The following is a 16,322-nucleotide window of genomic DNA, read 5'->3' as shown; positions in this document are numbered from 1 at the left end:
CGCACAGGTCGATCAGGTGCTGGACCAGCTTGCCGATCAGATCGAGATCGATATGGCTGCCTGGAATGCCATTGAACCAGTTACGCTGGATGAGAGTCTTGCCGCATCGACCATGCCGCAATTACTGGTCGGTAAAACAATCGCGATTGCGCGCGATGCGGCTTTTGCATTCGTCTATCACGCTAATCTGGAATGCCTGCGCGCATCGGGTGCACGACTGCAATTCTTTTCTCCGTTAAATGACGAAGCGATTCCACCGGAAGCGGATGCCGTGTATATCCCGGGTGGTTATCCAGAATTGCATTGCGCGACTTTGTCGGCAGCACAGCGCTGGCAGGAGTCCATGCGTGCTGCGCATGCACGGAATATGCCGATACTCGCAGAATGCGGCGGCATGATGGTGATTGCCGACAGCCTGACAGATGCGCAGGGCAAGCAATGGCCTATGGTTGGTTTGATGCCGGGTGAAGTGATCATGCAAGGCAAGCTGGCAGGTCTGGGCATGCAGTCACTCGCAACGGAAGATGGCGAATTGCGCGGACATGCCTTCCATTATTCAACGCTGAGTACGCCGCTCGAGCCGCAGGTACAGACGGTCAAGCGATCGAATGGCGCAGCTGGCGAAGCGGTATATAAACAAGGCGCTTTGACTGCGACTTATTTCCACGCCTATTTCTCATCGTGCCCGGCAGCGATGGCACGGATTTTTTCTCCTGAAGTAAAAGCATGACACGCACACTGGTAATAGGTGGGGCGCGTTCAGGCAAGAGTGCTCATGCCGAAGCGCTGGCGACTGCAGCCGGCAAGCCAGTGGTCTATATCGCCACCGCGCAAGCCGGTGATGCAGAAATGCAGGCACGTATTGCGCATCATCGCGCGCGACGCGATAGTCATTGGGTGACCGTAGAAGAAATGCTGGCGCTGGGTGCTGCGATTGAAAAGCACAGTACACCGGACAATCTGGTCATGGTGGATTGCCTGACGGTGTGGCTCTCCAATCTGCTGTTTTCAGAAGAAAAAGAATTCCCGGAAATCGGCGCCATCGATGCACCTGCCTGCTTTACTGAACAGCGCGCTGCTTTCCTGCAAGCGCTGACGCAAGCCAGGGGCGATGTGATTCTGGTGTCGAATGAAGTCGGGCAGGGCATTGTTCCGCAAGGTGCGGTATCGCGCTGGTTTGTCGATGAAGCCGGACGTTTGAATCAGGCTGTCGCTGCCGTATGTGAGCGTGCCGTATTGATCGTCGCCGGTTTGCCGCTGACATTGAAGGGCTGAGATGCTGTTTGGTTTGTCTTGCGGCGTGATTGCCATCCTGATGTTGATAGGCGTGTTGCTGGATATGCGCTTGGGCGAAGCGACGCGCTGGCATCCGTTGGCCGGTTTCGGCAATCTGGCGATAGCAATGGAAAAGAAACTCAATGCCGGTGAATCGCGCATTGCGCACGGCGCAGTGGCATGGACGCTAGCCGTGTTGCCGCTGGTATTGCTGGCCTGGCTATTCACTTTCTGGCTGGCGCAATTCGATGCGCTGCTTGCATTGGCAGTGCATGCACTATTGTTGTATTTCAGCCTGGGATTGCGCAGCCTGCGTGACCATACCTTACCGATAGCAAATGCATTGATGGACGATGATTTGCCGCAGGCGCGCCTGTTGACCGCGCGCATTGTCAGTCGCGATACGCGGCAGGCGGAAGAATCCGATCTGGCCAAGGCCGGAGTGGAATCCCTGCTGGAAAACGGCAATGACGCGGTATTCGGCACCTTGTTCTGGTTTGTTCTGGCAGGCGGCCCCGGCGTTGTATTGTTTCGCCTGGCGAATACTCTGGATGCAATGTGGGGTTATCGCACGCAACGGTTCAATGCGTTCGGTCGTGTTGCTGCGCGCATTGATGACGTGCTGAATTTCATTCCGGCGCGCCTGACCGCGCTGTCTTATGCATTGCTCGGTAATACGCGGCAGGCATGGCAATGCTGGCGGGTGCAGGCACCAGCCTGGTCGAGTCCGAATGCGGGGCCGGTGATGTCGGCAGGTGCGGGTGCCTTGGGGATATCGCTAGGCGGTGCCGCAATTTACGATGGCGAAGTGGAACAGCGTCCGCCGCTGGGTATCGGCCCTGCAGCCACAGGCAAGGATATCGCCCGCGCCTGGCGTCTGGTGGTCTTGACGACGGCCTTGTGGCTGGTGCTGATTTGTATTGCAGCTGTGATAGCAGGGATCATCAATGCTTGAGCATGGCGGTAATCTGAACGATGCAGTCCGGCGGTATGGTCGGCCGCGCGAAGAGTGGCTGGATCTGTCTACCGGCATCAATCCGCAAGCCTACCCAGTACCGCAGCTGACACCGGATGCATGGCACCGTTTGCCGGAGCCGAGCACGACTTTGCTGGAAGCTGCACAAACTTATTACGGTGCGCCGCAGTTATTGCCGGTTGCCGGTACGCAGGCGGCGATACAGACATTGCCGCGCTTGCGTGCACGCAGCCGGGTTGTCATTGCAGCGCCTTCGTATGCAGAGCACAGTTATCAATGGCGACAAGCCGGGCATGATGTGCGTGAAGTGACTTACGATCAGTTGGAGGCTCAGCTGGAGGTATGCGATGTAATGTCGCTCTGCAACCCGAATAATCCAACTGGCGAGAAAATCGCACCGGAGGCATTGCTGCGCTGGGCAGAGCAACTGGCGGCACGTGGCGGCTGGCTGATAGTTGATGAGGCATTTGGCGATACTGCACCGGAACAAAGCGTGGCAGTGCATACCTCGCAGGCGGGGTTGATCGTGTTTCGCTCGGTTGGAAAATTTTTCGGTCTGGCCGGTTTGCGTTTGGGTTTTGTTGCGGCGCATGCGGATTTGCTGAAACAGTTGGCCGATTTGCTGGGGCCGTGGACAGTCAGCGGTCCGGCGCAGCAGATTGGCAGTGCTGCCTTGTCGGATCAGGCATGGCAGCAGGCCATGCGTAGTCAATTGCACGAGAGCGGTATGCGTTTGCAGCGACTGCTGGCATCGCATGGCATTGCATCGCATGGCACAGCCCTGTATCAGTATTGGCCTGACGTGCGTGCTGCAGTATTCGCAGAGCATATGGCACAGCACGGTATCTGGGTGCGAATTTTCTCGCATGGTGTACGCATCGGCTTGCCAGCGGATGAAAAAGGCTGGCAGAGATTACAACAAGCATTGAGTACATGGGCTGCCTCAATTATTCAACAGGAAGAAAAATGAAATCTGGTTTGTTATTCGCTTTATCGCTGTTCGCCTTGCAGGCGCATGCAACGATCAGCGTGCAGGACGATGCAGGCAATGCAGTCGTCGTAAGTCAGCCGGCGCAACGCATTATTTCGCTGGCACCGCATGCGACTGAACTGATCTTTGCGGCGGGCGGCGGCGACCGTATTGTGGGCACGGTCGGATACAGCGATTATCCAGCTGCTGCGCTGAAGATTGCGCGTGTGGGCAATCATCAGCAAATCGATATAGAACGCATCATCGCGCTCAAGCCGGATTTGCTGGTGGTCTGGTTACATGGCAATTCGGAACGTCAACTTGAACATTTGCGCAAACTCGGTATTCCGTTTTATTACAGCGAACCAAAGAAGCTCAGCGATATTCCGGATAGCGTGCAGCGTCTCGGGAAGTTGATGGGTACTGAACAGCAGGCAGAAAAAACGGCGATTGCCGAACGTGCGGAATTGACGCGTCTGCGCACGCAATACGGCAATCGCCCTCCGGTGCGCACCTTCTATCAGGTCTGGGGCAAGCCGGTATATACGCTCAATGGCGAACACATCATGAGCGATGTCTTCCGCTTGTGCGGTGGCGAAAATGTATTTGCCAAATTGTCGGTTACCGCGCCGACTGTCAGCGTCGAATCCGTATTGTTGGAGAACCCGGAGGCGATGTTTACCGGTGGACGCAGAGAGAAAAAGACAGCCGGCCTGGAAATGTGGGAGCAGTATCCGAATCTGCTTGCCGTAAAAAACGGCAATCTGTTTCCGATAGACGGCGATTTGCTGAATCGTGCCGGACCGCGTTTGATTGAAGGTGCGGCGATGGTGTGCGAAAAACTGGAGCTTGCTCGTAGTCGCCGCTCAGCCAAGTCATCAACTCAACCGTGAAATAAGCAGCCGTGAAATTTCCTTTCCCTACCTTGATGGTGCAGGGCACCACATCCGATGCCGGTAAAACCACGCTGGTTGCAGCGCTATGCCGCTTGCTTGCGCAACAGGGTGTGAAGGTCGTGCCGTTCAAGCCGCAGAACATGGCATTGAACAGTGCGGTTACCAGCGATGGCGGAGAAATCGGGCGTGCACAAGCATTGCAGGCGGTTGCCGCCGGTTTGCCGTTGCATACCGACATGAATCCGATTTTGCTCAAGCCATCTAGCGATACTGGCGCCCAAGTGATCATTCACGGCAAGGCACGCAGCGACATGAATGCGCGCGACTATCACGCCTACAAACCGATCGCGATGCAGGCCGTGCTGGAATCGTATGGCCGCTTGAGCGGGCAATATGAAACCGTATTGGTGGAAGGTGCGGGTAGTCCGGCTGAAGTGAATTTGCGTGATCGCGATATCGCCAACATGGGTTTTGCCGAAGCCGTCGATTGCCCCGTCATCCTGGTTGCCGATATCGATAGAGGCGGCGTGTTTGCGCACATTATCGGTACGCTGGCTTGCCTGTCGGAGAGCGAACGCAAACGGACGATCGGTTTTGTCATCAATCGTTTTCGCGGCGATATCAGTTTGCTTGAACCCGGCTTGCGTTGGCTGGAAGAACAAACCGGCAAGCCGGTGCTGGCGGTCTTGCCGTATCTGCACGGTTTGTTTCTTGATGCCGAAGATGCGGTGGAACAAACGCAAACCGCGCGCGGTGCTTTCCGCGTTGTCGTGCCGGTACCGCCGCGTATCAGTAATCACACGGACTTCGATGCGCTGCGCGCGCACCCGGATGTCGATCTGCAATTGATAGGGCCGGGGCAGCCGATTCCGGCTGCCGACCTGATTATCCTGCCGGGCAGCAAAAATACGCGTGGCGATCTGGATTGGCTGGTTGCCAATGGCTGGCGTGAGGCATTGATCCGTCATGCGCGTTACGGCGGCAAGATCATCGGTATCTGTGGCGGCTATCAGATGCTGGGCAAGACGATAGCCGACCCGCAAGGAGTGGAAGGCTCGCCGGGTATTTCGCAAGGTTTGGGCTTGCTGGATATTGCGACCGTACTGACGCAGGAAAAGCAGCTGGAGCAGGTCCACGGTATTTGTGCGTTTGCAGATACGGATGCCGCCGTCAGCGGTTACGAAATCCACATGGGACTTTCCGAAGGCGAAGCATGCTCGCATCCGGCTTTTATCATAGCTGGCCGGCCTGAAGGCGCGCGTTCTGTCGATGATCAAGTTCTCGGCAGCTACCTGCACGGAATGTTCGATACGCCCTCGGCCTGTTCAGCATTGCTACGCTGGGCTGGGCTCAATAGCGACGCCATGGTTGATACGGCGCGTTTGCGGGAGGCCAGTCTGGACCGCATTGCACAGGCTGCGCAGCCGCTGCTGGATGCGCTGTGCGTACTAGGCGATCCGGCCGTCTGATCTTCAGCCCCGATGTGCGCCGGTTTTGGCGCGTCTGCAACAAACTCATTACGCAAGATCCGCTACGGGATTGAACTTGCAATGCAGCATGATATTCTTGTCTGCAAATCAGCATGCAGGGGTGGGATACGAGCTGGTTTTCAAGAGAGTCGCCGAAAATAACGCTAAAAGGGGAATTTCATGCCAGTCATCGTCATCGCCAACCCGAAAGGCGGCGTGGGCAAGAGTACGTTTGCCACCAATCTTGCCGGCTATTTTGCAGCGCAGGGGCACAAGGTCATGCTGGGCGACGTCGATGCCCAGCAATCATCGCGCTCCTGGCTGGCATTGCGTCCAGCTTCCCTGCCGGCGATCCAGCCGTGGGAAATCGAAGACGGTCATGTCGCCAAGCCGCCGAAAGGAACCACGCACATCGTGCTCGATACGCCGGCCGGTTTCAGCGGCAAGCGTTTTGACAAGGTGATGCAGATTGCCGACAAGGTGATCGTACCTTTGCAGCCCTCGATCTTCGATATTCTGGCGACGCAGGAATTCCTGCAAAAACTGCAGCAAACCAAAGCTAAATTCGATCTCAGCGTACTTGGCATGCGCGTCAACGGTCGTACGCGTGCGGCCGATCAACTGACGCAATATGTGCATGGACTCGGTATTCCGGTACTTGGCTTCCTGCGTGATACGCAAAACTATGTGCAGCTCGCTGCGAACGGCGCCACGCTATGGGATGTTGCACCTTCGCGCGTAGAAAAAGATCTCGAACAATGGCAGGACCTGTTGCAGTGGGTCGAGAAAAAATGATTTCACCCGAGTACGCGCAGTTACTGGCGCGTTACAACCGCTGGATGAACGGCAAGGTGTATGCAGCCAGCGAACAGTTAAGCGATACGGAGCGCAAGGCCGATCGCGGTGCGTTTTTCAAATCTGTCCATTCAACCCTGAATCATCTGCTGTGGGGTGATGCAATGTGGCTGGGTCGTTTTACCAAGGGCACGGTGCTGGAGAGAGCGATGCCGACTACGCCCGGTAATGTCGATGTGCATGCCGAGTGGGATGCATTGAAAGCAGCGCGAATTGCATTGGATGAAGAATTGGTAGTGTGGGCGGCGAGTCTGGATGCCACGTGGCTGGCCGGCGATTTTTCCTGGTATAGCGGCATGACAAAATCCACGCGTAGCGGCCCGGCATGGCAATCTGTTACGCATATGTTCAATCATCAGACGCATCATCGCGGCCAGGTAACGACGCTGCTATCCCAACAAAAAATTGATCTCGGCGCGACCGATTTAATGATGATGCCGAATCAAAATCCGTAGTCTTCTTCCTTGCAATGCGCTGCGTCTGCTGATTCTGCGCGCTCAAACATCTTTAACATTTCAAGCTTACGTTGTCATCAACCCGTCACGCTGCATCCGTAGCATTCATGACTGTCCCTCTTTGAGAAAGAGTCATCATGAGTGCACATGCGATGCTGGCGGCACAGGATTCAAGGCGACAAGAACAACGTTATGTATTTCGCCGTCGTGGTTTGATGACCACCGATGAGGCGACGATGCAGATACGCACTATGGATGTTTCCATGCAGGGTTTGGCCGTCATGAGTCCAGCGCCGATCAAGGCAGGGAAATTGTGTTCCGTCGCACTGGATGCAGTCGTCGGTGCACGCATCGTTCAGTTGCAGTTTTCCTGCAAGGCGATGCATTGCATATTGGCTGGCACCGATGGGTTTCGTACCAGCCTTTATATCGATGGGAATGTCGAAGCACACAAGCAGCAATTGCAAAAAATCATTGCAACGTGCTTGTCCGTATCCCTGGCTTCGTCAAATTAAAAAACGAAACCAGGTGGAATGCAGAATCAGATTTCCAGATTGTCGATCAGACGCGTGGCGCCCAATTTTGCGGCGGCGAGCACGACCAGCTTTTCGCCTTGCGCCATATCGCCGGCCGATGGTGGCTGCAGATTGCTGCGTTTGCGGATCGAGATGTAATCCGGCTTCCAGCCACGCTGGCTCAGATCGGCCATTGCCTGCCGTTCCAGCTGGAAAATATCCAGATGTCCGCTACGGACTTCGTTGGCCACCGCGTTCAAATTCTTGAACAGCTCCGGCGCTTCCGCACGTTCTTCAGCGGATAAATACATATTGCGCGAGGACAGCGCCAGGCCATCTTCGGCGCGATAGGTTTCAGCTGCGATGATTTCGGTCGGCAGTGCGAACTGCTTGGACATATTGCGCACGATCATCAACTGCTGATAATCCTTTTTGCCGAACACGGCGACGCTCGGCTGTACGCAGGAAAACAGCTTCAATACGATAGTGGTCACGCCACTGAAAAAGCCGGGACGGAATTCGCCTTCCAGCGTATTGCCCAGATCATTCGGTGGTTGCACGCGGAATTCCTGCGGCTCCGGATACAGATCTTTTTCCGTCGGTGCGAACAGGATGTAGACGCCTTCCTTTTCCAGTTTCTCGACGTCAGCCTGAAATGTGCGTGGGTAGCGATCGAAATCTTCGTTAGGGCCGAACTGCAGACGATTGACAAAGATCGATGCAACGACCGGATCGCCATGCTTGCGCGCCAGTCGCATCAGCGACAGATGACCGTCGTGCAGATTGCCCATGGTCGGGACGAAGGCGGTACGCAACTGGCCGCGCAAATGGTCGCGCAATTCATCAATGCAGGAAATGATCTTCATAAGGCTGTCTTGGTGGGGTTGTGTTGCGCGTCACATGCTGCTGCGCAAAAACGTCATGATTGGTATGGATGGAGCAATGTTCAACTGGGCGCGTAAGCCAGGCGCACGTAAATCGGTGCGAACGGTTCTGCCTGCGTGATCTCGATCAGGGTTTCCTTCGCCAGTTCCAGCAGGGCGACGAAGTTGACGACCACTACAGGTACGCCGCGCGAAGGATCGAACAGGTCGGCGAATTCAACGAACTTTGTGGATTGCAGACGGCGCAGAATGGATGTCATATGTTCACGTACCGACAATTCTTCGCGGCTGATCATGTGATGCGCAGTCAGTTTCGCACGCTTGATCAAGTCGGCCCATGCGGCTTGCAGATCGACCACTTCGACTTCCGGCCAGCGCGTGACGATGCTTTGTTCGATGTAAATCTGCGTGCGCACATAATCACGACCGAGTTGCGGCAGGGCGTCGATTTGCTGCGAAGCGAGTTTCATCTGCTCGTATTCGAGCAGACGGCGTACCAGTTCGGCGCGCGGATCACTGGCTTCTTCGCCGGTATCGGCCTTGCGTACCGGCAGCAGCATGCGCGATTTGATCTCGATCAGCATCGCAGCCATCAACAGATATTCGGCTGCCAGTTCGAGATTATGCAGGCGGATCTGATCGACGTATTGCAGATACTGCTTCGTCACCTGCGCCATCGGAATGTCTAGGATGTTGAAGTTCTGCTTGCGGATCAGGTACAGCAGCAGGTCGAGCGGGCCTTCAAAGGCTTCGAGGAAGACCTCCAGCGCATCCGGCGGAATATACAAATCCGTCGGCATGCGGAACAGCGGTTCGCCGTACAGACGCGCGTAAGCGACGCCGTCAATGACATCCGGCGTGGTATCCGGCCTGCCGTCAACTACAAGATCGGGCGCACTGGAAGGCAGGTGCGCCAGCATCGTGTTCGGCCCGTTGCTCATTTACCGAACTTTGTTTTGGTACGGGTAAGCTTGCTGATTGACACGCGAAGCCTCATTGCGCGCTTGCTGTTCCAGATCGATAGGGCTTTTATCCCACAGCAGCGCGCGACCGGCGAGCTGGGATGTTTCAAGGTTCGGGTTTTTTGCTTTCAGTGAGTCGATGAACTGCGTGATCTCGGACTGGTAATTGGCGTGCTGTTTGCTGAATTTCATGGGTAAATTGTCAACGAGGTGGAATCAGCCCCTATTTTACCCTGTCTTGCGCCCGCTTCCGCGAGTTTGCATCGGACGCAAAAAGAGGCGTTTTGAATAGATACAATTCCGGCTGTTGGCAGTAGAGCAATGCGATACTGGCATTTTGGCAATTGCGCCAGCCGGTAACATGAAAAAACCATGCCGGACGGCGATGAGCGATTTTGAATGGAGTGGAAATGAAGAATTTTTTGCGTGCCTTGTCGGGCTTTGTTTGCGGTTTGCTGATGTTGGGCTGTAACGGTCGTGCTATCGAAGACTTCGGCCTGGAAAAATTGATCAAAGGCGTGTCGTCAGAAGCTGACGTGCGTAGTGCGATGGGCGAGCCGGCAATGATCTGGCCGGAAGACAATGGCGCGCGCACGCTTGAATACCCGAAAGGGCCCGCGGGACATCGCACTTTCATGGTCAATCTGGATGCGCAGGGTGTGTTCCAGGCTTACACGCAAGTATTAACGCCGGAAAACTTCGCGACCATAGAAGCCGGCATGAATCGCGATCAGGTACGACGCAAACTCGGCAAGCCGCGCACCATCGTCAAATTCGCCTTGAAGAATGAAGAGGTGTGGGATTGGCGTTATCTGGAGGGGCCGGCCACCGAACGGTTTTTCAACGTGCATTTCGATATCGACAGCGGCAAGGTTACCCGCACATCGGTGTCCGATCCTGACCTGGGCTAATACCTGAGATTACAGTGTCAGCGCCGTGCTGCGTGCCAGCGCATCGGGCAGGTTATCCAGGCAATTCTGCGTACCCAGCCGTTCGAGAAAGCCGCTGCGCCGCATCAAGTCCAGCGGCTGCCGATTCGCTCCGCACAGAATCAACTGGCTGCCTTTCTTTTGCAAGGTCTTGCGTATGGTTTCCAGTGCATCGAGTCCGGTTGCATCCAGATTGATCAATTGGTGCAACTCCAGGATCAATGCCTGCTCCGGTATCGCTTCCGCATCAATCAGCCCTTCCAGCTTGTCGACGGCGCCGAAAAACAGCGAACCGAAGATCGAGTAGGCCAGTACGCCGTGCGGCAACGGTGTGCTCAGGCGATCGGACGGGATCAATTCAATACGCGTCAGGCTGGAGATGCGGTAAATGAAAAAGACGCATGCCAGCACCAGCCCGACTTGCACGGCAACTGTCAGATCGACGATCACCGTCAGCAAAAAAGTCGCCAGCATCAGAATCCGATAGTTCATCGAAAAATGCCTGAGTCGTGCAAATTCATGCCATTCGCCCATATTGTAGGCAACGTATAAAAGAATCGCGGCCAGTGCGGCGAGCGGAATATTGTTGGCCAGCGGTGCCGCGACCAGGACGATAATCAGCAAGGTGAGCGCATGCAGGATGCCGGCAATCGGTGAAACGGCGCCGGCGCGGATATTGGTTACCGTGCGTGCGATCGTGCCGGTGGCCGGAATGCCGCCGAAGAAAGGCGTGATGAAGTTGGCGAAACCTTGCGCCATCAACTCCTGATTCGGATCGTGGCGATCGCCGGTAATATTGTCGGCAACGCGCGCGCACAACAGCGATTCGATGGCGCCCAGCAATGCGATGGTCAGTGCGGGTGGAAATAGCTGCTTGACCAGTTCCCATGTGAACTGTGGTAATGCGAAAGAGGGTAAACCCTGCGGTATGCCACCGAATCTGCTGCCTATCGTATCGACCTGCAGATCGAACAGGGAAACGGCAAGGGTTGCCAGCACCAGAACCAGAATGGTGCCGGGTAGCGCACGCAATATACGGTGCAGGCGATTATCCTGTTTGTTGCCAACTCCGTCCGATATGCCCGACTTTGCCTGCCACAGTTTCGGCCAGCTGAAAATCAGCAGCAGGGAAACCAGCGCAATGGCAATGCTGGCGGGATTAAACGAATGCGCGTTTGCGCTTAGCGTCTGGATTTGCGCAAAAAAATCGCCCGGCATTTTTTCTATCTGCAAGCCGAAAAAATCCTTCATTTGCGACAGGGCGATCAATACGGCAATACCGTTGGTGAAGCCGATCACAATCGGCACCGGGATATAGCGTATCAGTGAGCCGAGCCGGAATAATCCCATTGCACACAGCATCATGCCGGCAAAGATGGTGGCAATCAGCAGGTTGGCGACACCGTACTTTTCAACAATGCCGTAAATGATGACGATGAACGCGCCGGCCGGCCCGCCGATCTGGATGCGTGAACCGCCGAGCGCGGAAATCAGGAAGCCGCCAATGATGGCAGTGAAAATGCCGGCTTCCGGTTTGACCCCGCTGGCAATGGCAAACGCCATGGCCAGCGGCAAGGCGACGATACCGACCGTCAGGCCGGCACTCAGATCGCGAAAGAATGCAGGCACATCGTAGCCGCGCAAATCCTTTAGAAGAGAAGGGCGGAACGAAAATCTGAACGGCTTCATTGAATACACTCCCACAATTCACATTACTGTCGCAACGCCTGTCTATGGCAGGCTTACCCTGATGGTACGACAGTTAGCGTTTTTTGCGAAGAATGAGGGGGCTAGTCTGGCAATGTGCGATGCCAGGCACATGCGCCTGGCGCATGCAGCCGTTTCAAGATGAGAGCAGGCATCATCCAGAACTGTAGCGAGAATCTGGACGATGCATAAAGCGGACGAAATTACTTTTAGCCGACGCGCATGCCGGGCTCTGCACCTGGCCAAGGGTTCAGGATGTAAATGCCGGGATTGGATTTTTCATCCGCTGCCGATGCCGCCAGCACCATGCCTTCGGAAATGCCGAACTTCATCTTGCGTGGTGCGAGGTTGGCAACCATTACTGTCAATTTCCCGATCAGATCTTCCGGCTGGTAAGCGGATTTGATGCCGGAGAACACATTGCGCAAACGGCCTTCGCCCACGTCCAGCGTCAGGCGCAACAACTTGTCCGAGCCTTCCACGTGTTCACAGTTGACGATCTTTGCAATGCGCAAATCGATCTTGGCAAAATCGTCGATCTTGATTTCCGGTGCGAGTGCTTCGATGGCGTTGTCAGTTGCAACTTCAGTCGCGCTCGTACCGTTAGGCACATTCACCGTGGTGTCCACGACTGCCGGCATATCGAACAGATCATCCAGCATCTTCGGTTCGACGCGTGTCATCAAATGCGAATACGGATTGACCTGATGATTGTTCGGTAATGGTGTAGCTGTGTGATGCCATTGCAGCGGCGCGATATTGAGCAGCGCTTCAACTTGTGTGGCCAGATGCGGCAATACCGGTTTCAGATAGATGGTGAGGATGCGGAAGGCTTCCAGCAAACGGCTGCAGACTTCCTGCAGCGCAGCGCTGTTCTCCGGTTTTTTCGCCAGTTCCCACGGTTTGTTGGCATCGACGTAAGCGTTGATGGCATCGGCCTGTTCCATGATGGCGCGCAGGGCTTTGCCGTATTCGCGCTGGTCGTACAAAGCTTGAATTTCTGGCGCGACATTGCGCAATTTGCTGATGAAGGCATCGTCTGCTGTGGCCCAGTCGGTGACAACGCGGCCATCGAATTTTTTCGCGATGAAACCGGCGGCACGGCTGGCGATGTTGACGTATTTGCCGATCAGGTCGCTGTTGACGCGCGCGATGAAATCTTCCTGATTGAAGTCTATGTCTTCGTTGCGTGCGTTGAGCTTGTTGGCCAGGTAATAACGCAGCCATTCCGGATTCATGCCCAGACTCAGGTATTTCAGGGGATCGAGGCCGGTGCCACGACTTTTACTCATTTTTTCGCCGTTGTTGACGGTCAGGAAACCGTGCACGAACACCTTGTTAGGTGTCTTGCGGCCGCTGAACTTCAGCATGGCAGGCCAGAACAGCGTATGGAAGTTGACGATGTCCTTGCCGATGAAATGAATCTGCTCCAATGCAGGTTCGGCCATGTAGGCATCGAAATTTTCGCCGCGCTTGTCCAGCAGGTTTTTCAAAGAGGCCAGATAGCCGATAGGCGCATCCAGCCATACATAGAAGTATTTGCCTGGTGCATCCGGAATTTCAATGCCGAAGTAAGGCGCATCGCGCGAGATATCCCAGTCGCCCAAACCTTCGCTGGTGCTGCCATCAGGATTGCTGCGAACGGAAAACCATTCCTTGACCTTGTTGGCGACTTCCGCCTGCAGGTGCGGTTTGCCATCCACATCGTTACCCGTGATCCATTGCTCCAGAAATTCAACACAGCGAGGATCAGACAGCGAAAAGAAGAAATGCTCCGAGCTCTTGAGCACAGGTGTTGCACCCGTCAATGCCGAGTACGGATTGATCAGGTCGGTCGGTGCATACACGGCTGCGCAGACTTCGCAGTTGTCGCCATATTGGTCCTTGGTGTGACATTTCGGACATTCGCCCTTGATGTAACGATCCGGCAGGAACATGTTCTTTTCCGGGTCGAAAAATTGCTCGACCGTTCTGGTGGCGATCAATCCTGCCTTTTTCAAATCCAGATAAACCTGTTGCGCAAGCTGGTGATTCTCCGGGCTGTCGGTCGAACTCCAGTTGTCGAATACGATATGAAAGCCATCCAGGTACTGCTTGCGGCCAGCGGCAATCTTGGTGACGAACTGCTGCGGCGTAAGGCCGGCTTTTTCCGCTGCGATCATGATGGGTGCGCCATGCGCATCGTCGGCACCGACGAAATCGACCTGATTGCCTTGCATGCGCTGGAACCGCACCCAGATGTCGGCCTGGATGTATTCCATGATGTGGCCGATATGGAATGCGCCGTTGGCGTAAGGGAGGGCGGTTGTAACGAACAGTTTGCGCGGCGATGGATTACTCATAAGGCGGTACTTGCGATCAATAAGGTAATAAAGACGTAATTTTAGCAGTGCGGCGCGGGTTGACGCAGCCGGGCTCTATATATAGTCATCCGGAATCGCCATCCAGCGGCGACCGGATATTCGCGCAAGGCTGTGCCATCCGTATGGCGACGCGGTAAAATGACGTTTTTTCACAGGACGGCTTTGGCAATCCAAGGCCGTTTTTATTTGTCATGACCGCTCGTACTCCTATCCGTACCCGTTTTGCTCCCAGCCCGACCGGCTATCTCCACGTCGGCGGCGCGCGCACCGCGCTTTTTTCCTGGGCTTATGCGCGCCACTTCGGCGGCACCTTTGTTCTGCGTATCGAAGATACCGACCTTGAGCGTTCCACGCCGGAAGCCGTGCAGGCGATTATCGAAGGCATGGAGTGGCTGGGCCTGCACCACGACGAAGGCCCGTTCTACCAGATGCAGCGCATGGATCGCTATCGCGAAGTGATCGCGCAGATGCTGGCGGCCGGTACCGCTTATTACTGTTACTCGTCACCGGAAGAAGTCGAGGCGATGCGCGAGCGTCAACGCGCTGCCGGTGAAAAGCCGCGTTACGACGGCACCTGGCGTCCTGAAGCTGGCAAAACATTGCCGGCGATTCCTGCTGATCGCAAGCCGGTGGTGCGTTTCCGCAATCCGACGGAAGGCGATGTGAGCTGGATCGACGTTGTTAAGGGTTCCATCACGATTTCCAACCGTGAGCTGGATGATCTGGTGATTGCCCGTCCTGACGGCACACCAACTTACAACTTCTGCGTGGCAGTCGACGATTCGGATATGAAGATCACGCACGTCATTCGCGGCGATGATCATGTCAATAACACACCGCGTCAGATCAATATCCTGAAAGCGCTGGGTGCGGAGTTGCCGCATTACGGCCATTTGCCCATGATATTGGGTGCAGACGGTGCGAAGTTATCGAAACGCCACGGTGCTGTCAGCGTGATGGATTATCCGGCGCAGGGTTATCTGCCGGAAGCGATGCTCAACTATCTGGCGCGCCTGGGCTGGAGTCACGGTGATGATGAAGTGTTCTCCATGGAGCAATTCACGCAATGGTTCGATCTGGATCATTTGACGAAATCGCCTGCGCAATTCGATCCGGAAAAACTCGACTGGATCAATAATCACTATATCAAGCAAGCCGACAACACACGTCTGGCTGGATTGATCAAGCCGATGATGGAAAGTCTCGGCGCGCAGTTTGACAATGCTCCTGATCTGGCCGCAGTCATCGCGTTAATGAAAGAGCGTGTCAAGACCTTGAATGAATTGGCAGTCACTGCAATGCTGTTCTATCGCCAGCCTGTGCCGGACGCTGCATTGTTGACGCAACATGTGACCGACGCAACCAAGCCGGCGCTGGCGCAATACGCAGAGCTATTGAAAACGGTGGAGTGGAGCAAGGAAGCATTGTCCGCTGCACTGAAGGAAGTGCTGGCTGCGCATAAGTTAAAGATGCCGCAACTGGCGATGCCTTTGCGTTTAATCATCACGGGTCAATTGCAAACGCCATCGATCGACGCAGTGGTTGAATTGTTTGGCCGCGAGGTCATTTTGGCGCGTCTTGCAAACTATCTTTAATAAATTTCAAAAGAGCATTTACACAGCGAGAAAACCTTTGCTATAATCTCGCTTCTGCACTCGAGGGGGTATAGCTCAGCTGGGAGAGCGCTTGCATGGCATGCAAGAGGTCAGCGGTTCGATCCCGCTTATCTCCACCACCGATTTTGCAGAAGGTCAGTATCAAGGACAGTTTATGTCCCCATCGTCTAGAGGCCTAGGACATCACCCTTTCACGGTGAGTACAGGGGTTCGAATCCCCTTGGGGACGCCAAATTCCGGATTATTCCGGTACGAGATAAAGCTCTGATTATTCAGGGCTTTTTTCGTTTCTGGCTACTACACAGTTCAATATCGGTTTGTTACACAAAACGATTTTGAACGTGTCAGAGCCACATCTTCCACTGTTGCATCAGCAGACCCGTACTGCTTGTGTTCCAAGCGTGGGCAGTTTTCGGCGCAAATCAACAATCCGGCTATTCAGGCTTGCAT

At 55.0% G+C, this 16,322-nt stretch carries 15 protein-coding genes, 2 tRNA genes and 1 pseudogene; 13 read left to right on the top strand and 5 right to left on the bottom strand.

Translation table 11 applies throughout. The annotated features are described in order from the left end of the window. The 9 genes and pseudogenes from ABWP27_RS05365 to ABWP27_RS05325 form a co-directional block, all read left to right on the top strand. Positions 1-730 (top strand): annotated as a pseudogene (locus ABWP27_RS05365) (cobyrinate a,c-diamide synthase); the annotation flags it as partial. Further along, entirely contained in the window at positions 727-1,275 is a 549-nt protein-coding gene (gene cobU, locus ABWP27_RS05360) for a bifunctional adenosylcobinamide kinase/adenosylcobinamide-phosphate guanylyltransferase (protein WP_353154386.1), read from the top strand. The pseudogene ABWP27_RS05365 and the gene cobU, both read left to right, overlap by 4 nt. 1 nt (position 1,276) lies before the next feature. Beyond that, positions 1,277-2,230 (top strand): adenosylcobinamide-phosphate synthase CbiB, encoded by a 954-nt coding sequence (cbiB, locus tag ABWP27_RS05355; RefSeq protein WP_353154383.1) that lies wholly within the window; start codon positions 1,277-1,279, stop codon positions 2,228-2,230. Continuing rightward, positions 2,223-3,221, top strand: a complete 999-nt coding sequence (gene cobD, locus ABWP27_RS05350; RefSeq protein WP_353154380.1) for a threonine-phosphate decarboxylase CobD — start codon at positions 2,223-2,225, stop codon at positions 3,219-3,221. The genes cbiB and cobD overlap by 8 nt, the downstream gene beginning before the upstream one ends. Then, positions 3,218-4,114 carry a cobalamin-binding protein gene (locus ABWP27_RS05345; protein WP_353154377.1) on the top strand — a complete coding sequence of 299 codons (897 nt, stop codon included), beginning with the start codon at positions 3,218-3,220 and terminating at the stop codon, positions 4,112-4,114. Before cobD ends, ABWP27_RS05345 begins: the two co-directional genes overlap by 4 nt. Before the next feature lie 35 nt (positions 4,115-4,149). Beyond that, positions 4,150-5,586 (top strand): cobyric acid synthase, encoded by a 1,437-nt coding sequence (locus tag ABWP27_RS05340; protein ID WP_353154390.1) that lies wholly within the window; start codon positions 4,150-4,152, stop codon positions 5,584-5,586. A gap of 180 nt (positions 5,587-5,766) precedes the next feature. After that, positions 5,767-6,381, top strand: a complete 615-nt coding sequence (locus ABWP27_RS05335; RefSeq protein WP_353154374.1) for a ParA family protein — start codon at positions 5,767-5,769, stop codon at positions 6,379-6,381. Further along, positions 6,378-6,896 (top strand): DinB family protein, encoded by a 519-nt coding sequence (locus ABWP27_RS05330; RefSeq protein ID WP_353154371.1) that lies wholly within the window; start codon positions 6,378-6,380, stop codon positions 6,894-6,896. Before ABWP27_RS05335 ends, ABWP27_RS05330 begins: the two co-directional genes overlap by 4 nt. A 137-nt stretch (positions 6,897-7,033) precedes the next feature. Next, positions 7,034-7,411, top strand: coding sequence for a PilZ domain-containing protein (locus ABWP27_RS05325; RefSeq protein WP_353154368.1), 378 nt, complete (start codon positions 7,034-7,036; stop codon positions 7,409-7,411). 26 nt (positions 7,412-7,437) lie between these two features. Here ABWP27_RS05325 and panC read toward each other — a convergent pair whose 3' ends face one another. The 3 genes from panC to ABWP27_RS05310 all read right to left on the bottom strand — a co-directional run bounded on the left by panC (position 7,438) and on the right by ABWP27_RS05310 (position 9,449). After that, a complete protein-coding gene (gene panC, locus ABWP27_RS05320) occupies positions 7,438-8,277 on the bottom strand; it encodes a pantoate--beta-alanine ligase (protein ID WP_353154365.1) in 840 nt (279 codons plus the stop codon). An 80-nt stretch (positions 8,278-8,357) separates the two neighbouring features. Continuing rightward, on the bottom strand, positions 8,358-9,215 hold the full coding sequence (locus ABWP27_RS05315) for a segregation and condensation protein A (protein WP_112991967.1): 858 nt from the start codon (positions 9,213-9,215) through the stop codon (positions 8,358-8,360). A gap of 21 nt (positions 9,216-9,236) precedes the next feature. Beyond that, on the bottom strand, positions 9,237-9,449 hold the full coding sequence (locus ABWP27_RS05310; protein WP_353154363.1) for a DUF3460 family protein: 213 nt from the start codon (positions 9,447-9,449) through the stop codon (positions 9,237-9,239). A 218-nt stretch (positions 9,450-9,667) separates the two neighbouring features. On the opposite strand from ABWP27_RS05310, the gene bamE reads away from it, so the two are divergent. After that, entirely contained in the window at positions 9,668-10,168 is a 501-nt protein-coding gene (gene bamE / locus ABWP27_RS05305; RefSeq protein WP_353154360.1) for an outer membrane protein assembly factor BamE domain-containing protein, read from the top strand. A gap of 9 nt (positions 10,169-10,177) precedes the next feature. Here the strand turns inward: bamE and ABWP27_RS05300 are convergent, their stop codons facing one another. Both ABWP27_RS05300 and metG read right to left on the bottom strand, forming a co-directional pair. Then, the gene (locus ABWP27_RS05300) at positions 10,178-11,875 is read right to left on the bottom strand and encodes a SulP family inorganic anion transporter (protein WP_353154357.1); all 1,698 of its coding nucleotides are present in this window, start codon (positions 11,873-11,875) and stop codon (positions 10,178-10,180) included. A gap of 227 nt (positions 11,876-12,102) precedes the next feature. After that, the gene (gene metG / locus ABWP27_RS05295) at positions 12,103-14,235 is read right to left on the bottom strand and encodes a methionine--tRNA ligase (RefSeq protein WP_353154354.1); all 2,133 of its coding nucleotides are present in this window, start codon (positions 14,233-14,235) and stop codon (positions 12,103-12,105) included. Between the two features lie 212 nt (positions 14,236-14,447). Between metG and gltX the strand changes: the two genes are divergently transcribed. The 3 genes from gltX (at position 14,448) to ABWP27_RS05280 (ending at position 16,104) form a co-directional block, all read left to right on the top strand. Continuing rightward, positions 14,448-15,851: a glutamate--tRNA ligase gene (gene gltX, locus ABWP27_RS05290; protein ID WP_353154352.1), complete on the top strand. Its 1,404-nt coding sequence runs from the start codon at positions 14,448-14,450 to the stop codon at positions 15,849-15,851. Positions 15,852-15,915: 64 nt separating this feature from the next. Then, positions 15,916-15,991 (top strand) — tRNA-Ala (locus tag ABWP27_RS05285). 37 nt (positions 15,992-16,028) lie between these two features. After that, positions 16,029-16,104 (top strand) — tRNA-Glu (locus tag ABWP27_RS05280). Positions 16,105-16,322 lie beyond the last annotated feature (218 nt).

The sequence above is a fragment of the Herminiimonas fonticola genome, from assembly GCF_040395855.1.
GTDB classification, from domain to species: Bacteria; Pseudomonadota; Gammaproteobacteria; order Burkholderiales; family Burkholderiaceae_D; genus Oxalicibacterium; species Oxalicibacterium fonticola_A.
This window is presented reverse-complemented; position numbering and strand designations above follow the sequence as displayed.

Coding starts and splice junctions, on each gene's coding strand:
- ABWP27_RS05345 (WP_353154377.1), top strand. CDS start 3,218: ATGAAATCTGGTTTGTTATTCGCTTTATCGCTGTTCGCCTTGCAGGCG.
- ABWP27_RS05315 (WP_112991967.1), bottom strand. CDS start 9,215: ATGCTGGCGCACCTGCCTTCCAGTGCGCCCGATCTTGTAGTTGACGGC.
- metG (WP_353154354.1), bottom strand. CDS start 14,235: ATGAGTAATCCATCGCCGCGCAAACTGTTCGTTACAACCGCCCTCCCT.
- cobD (WP_353154380.1), top strand. CDS start 2,223: ATGCTTGAGCATGGCGGTAATCTGAACGATGCAGTCCGGCGGTATGGT.
- ABWP27_RS05310 (WP_353154363.1), bottom strand. CDS start 9,449: ATGAAATTCAGCAAACAGCACGCCAATTACCAGTCCGAGATCACGCAG.
- gltX (WP_353154352.1), top strand. CDS start 14,448: ATGACCGCTCGTACTCCTATCCGTACCCGTTTTGCTCCCAGCCCGACC.
- panC (WP_353154365.1), bottom strand. CDS start 8,277: ATGAAGATCATTTCCTGCATTGATGAATTGCGCGACCATTTGCGCGGC.
- ABWP27_RS05335 (WP_353154374.1), top strand. CDS start 5,767: ATGCCAGTCATCGTCATCGCCAACCCGAAAGGCGGCGTGGGCAAGAGT.
- ABWP27_RS05325 (WP_353154368.1), top strand. CDS start 7,034: ATGAGTGCACATGCGATGCTGGCGGCACAGGATTCAAGGCGACAAGAA.
- ABWP27_RS05300 (WP_353154357.1), bottom strand. CDS start 11,875: ATGAAGCCGTTCAGATTTTCGTTCCGCCCTTCTCTTCTAAAGGATTTG.
- cbiB (WP_353154383.1), top strand. CDS start 1,277: ATGCTGTTTGGTTTGTCTTGCGGCGTGATTGCCATCCTGATGTTGATA.
- ABWP27_RS05340 (WP_353154390.1), top strand. CDS start 4,150: ATGGTGCAGGGCACCACATCCGATGCCGGTAAAACCACGCTGGTTGCA.
- ABWP27_RS05330 (WP_353154371.1), top strand. CDS start 6,378: ATGATTTCACCCGAGTACGCGCAGTTACTGGCGCGTTACAACCGCTGG.
- bamE (WP_353154360.1), top strand. CDS start 9,668: ATGAAGAATTTTTTGCGTGCCTTGTCGGGCTTTGTTTGCGGTTTGCTG.
- cobU (WP_353154386.1), top strand. CDS start 727: ATGACACGCACACTGGTAATAGGTGGGGCGCGTTCAGGCAAGAGTGCT.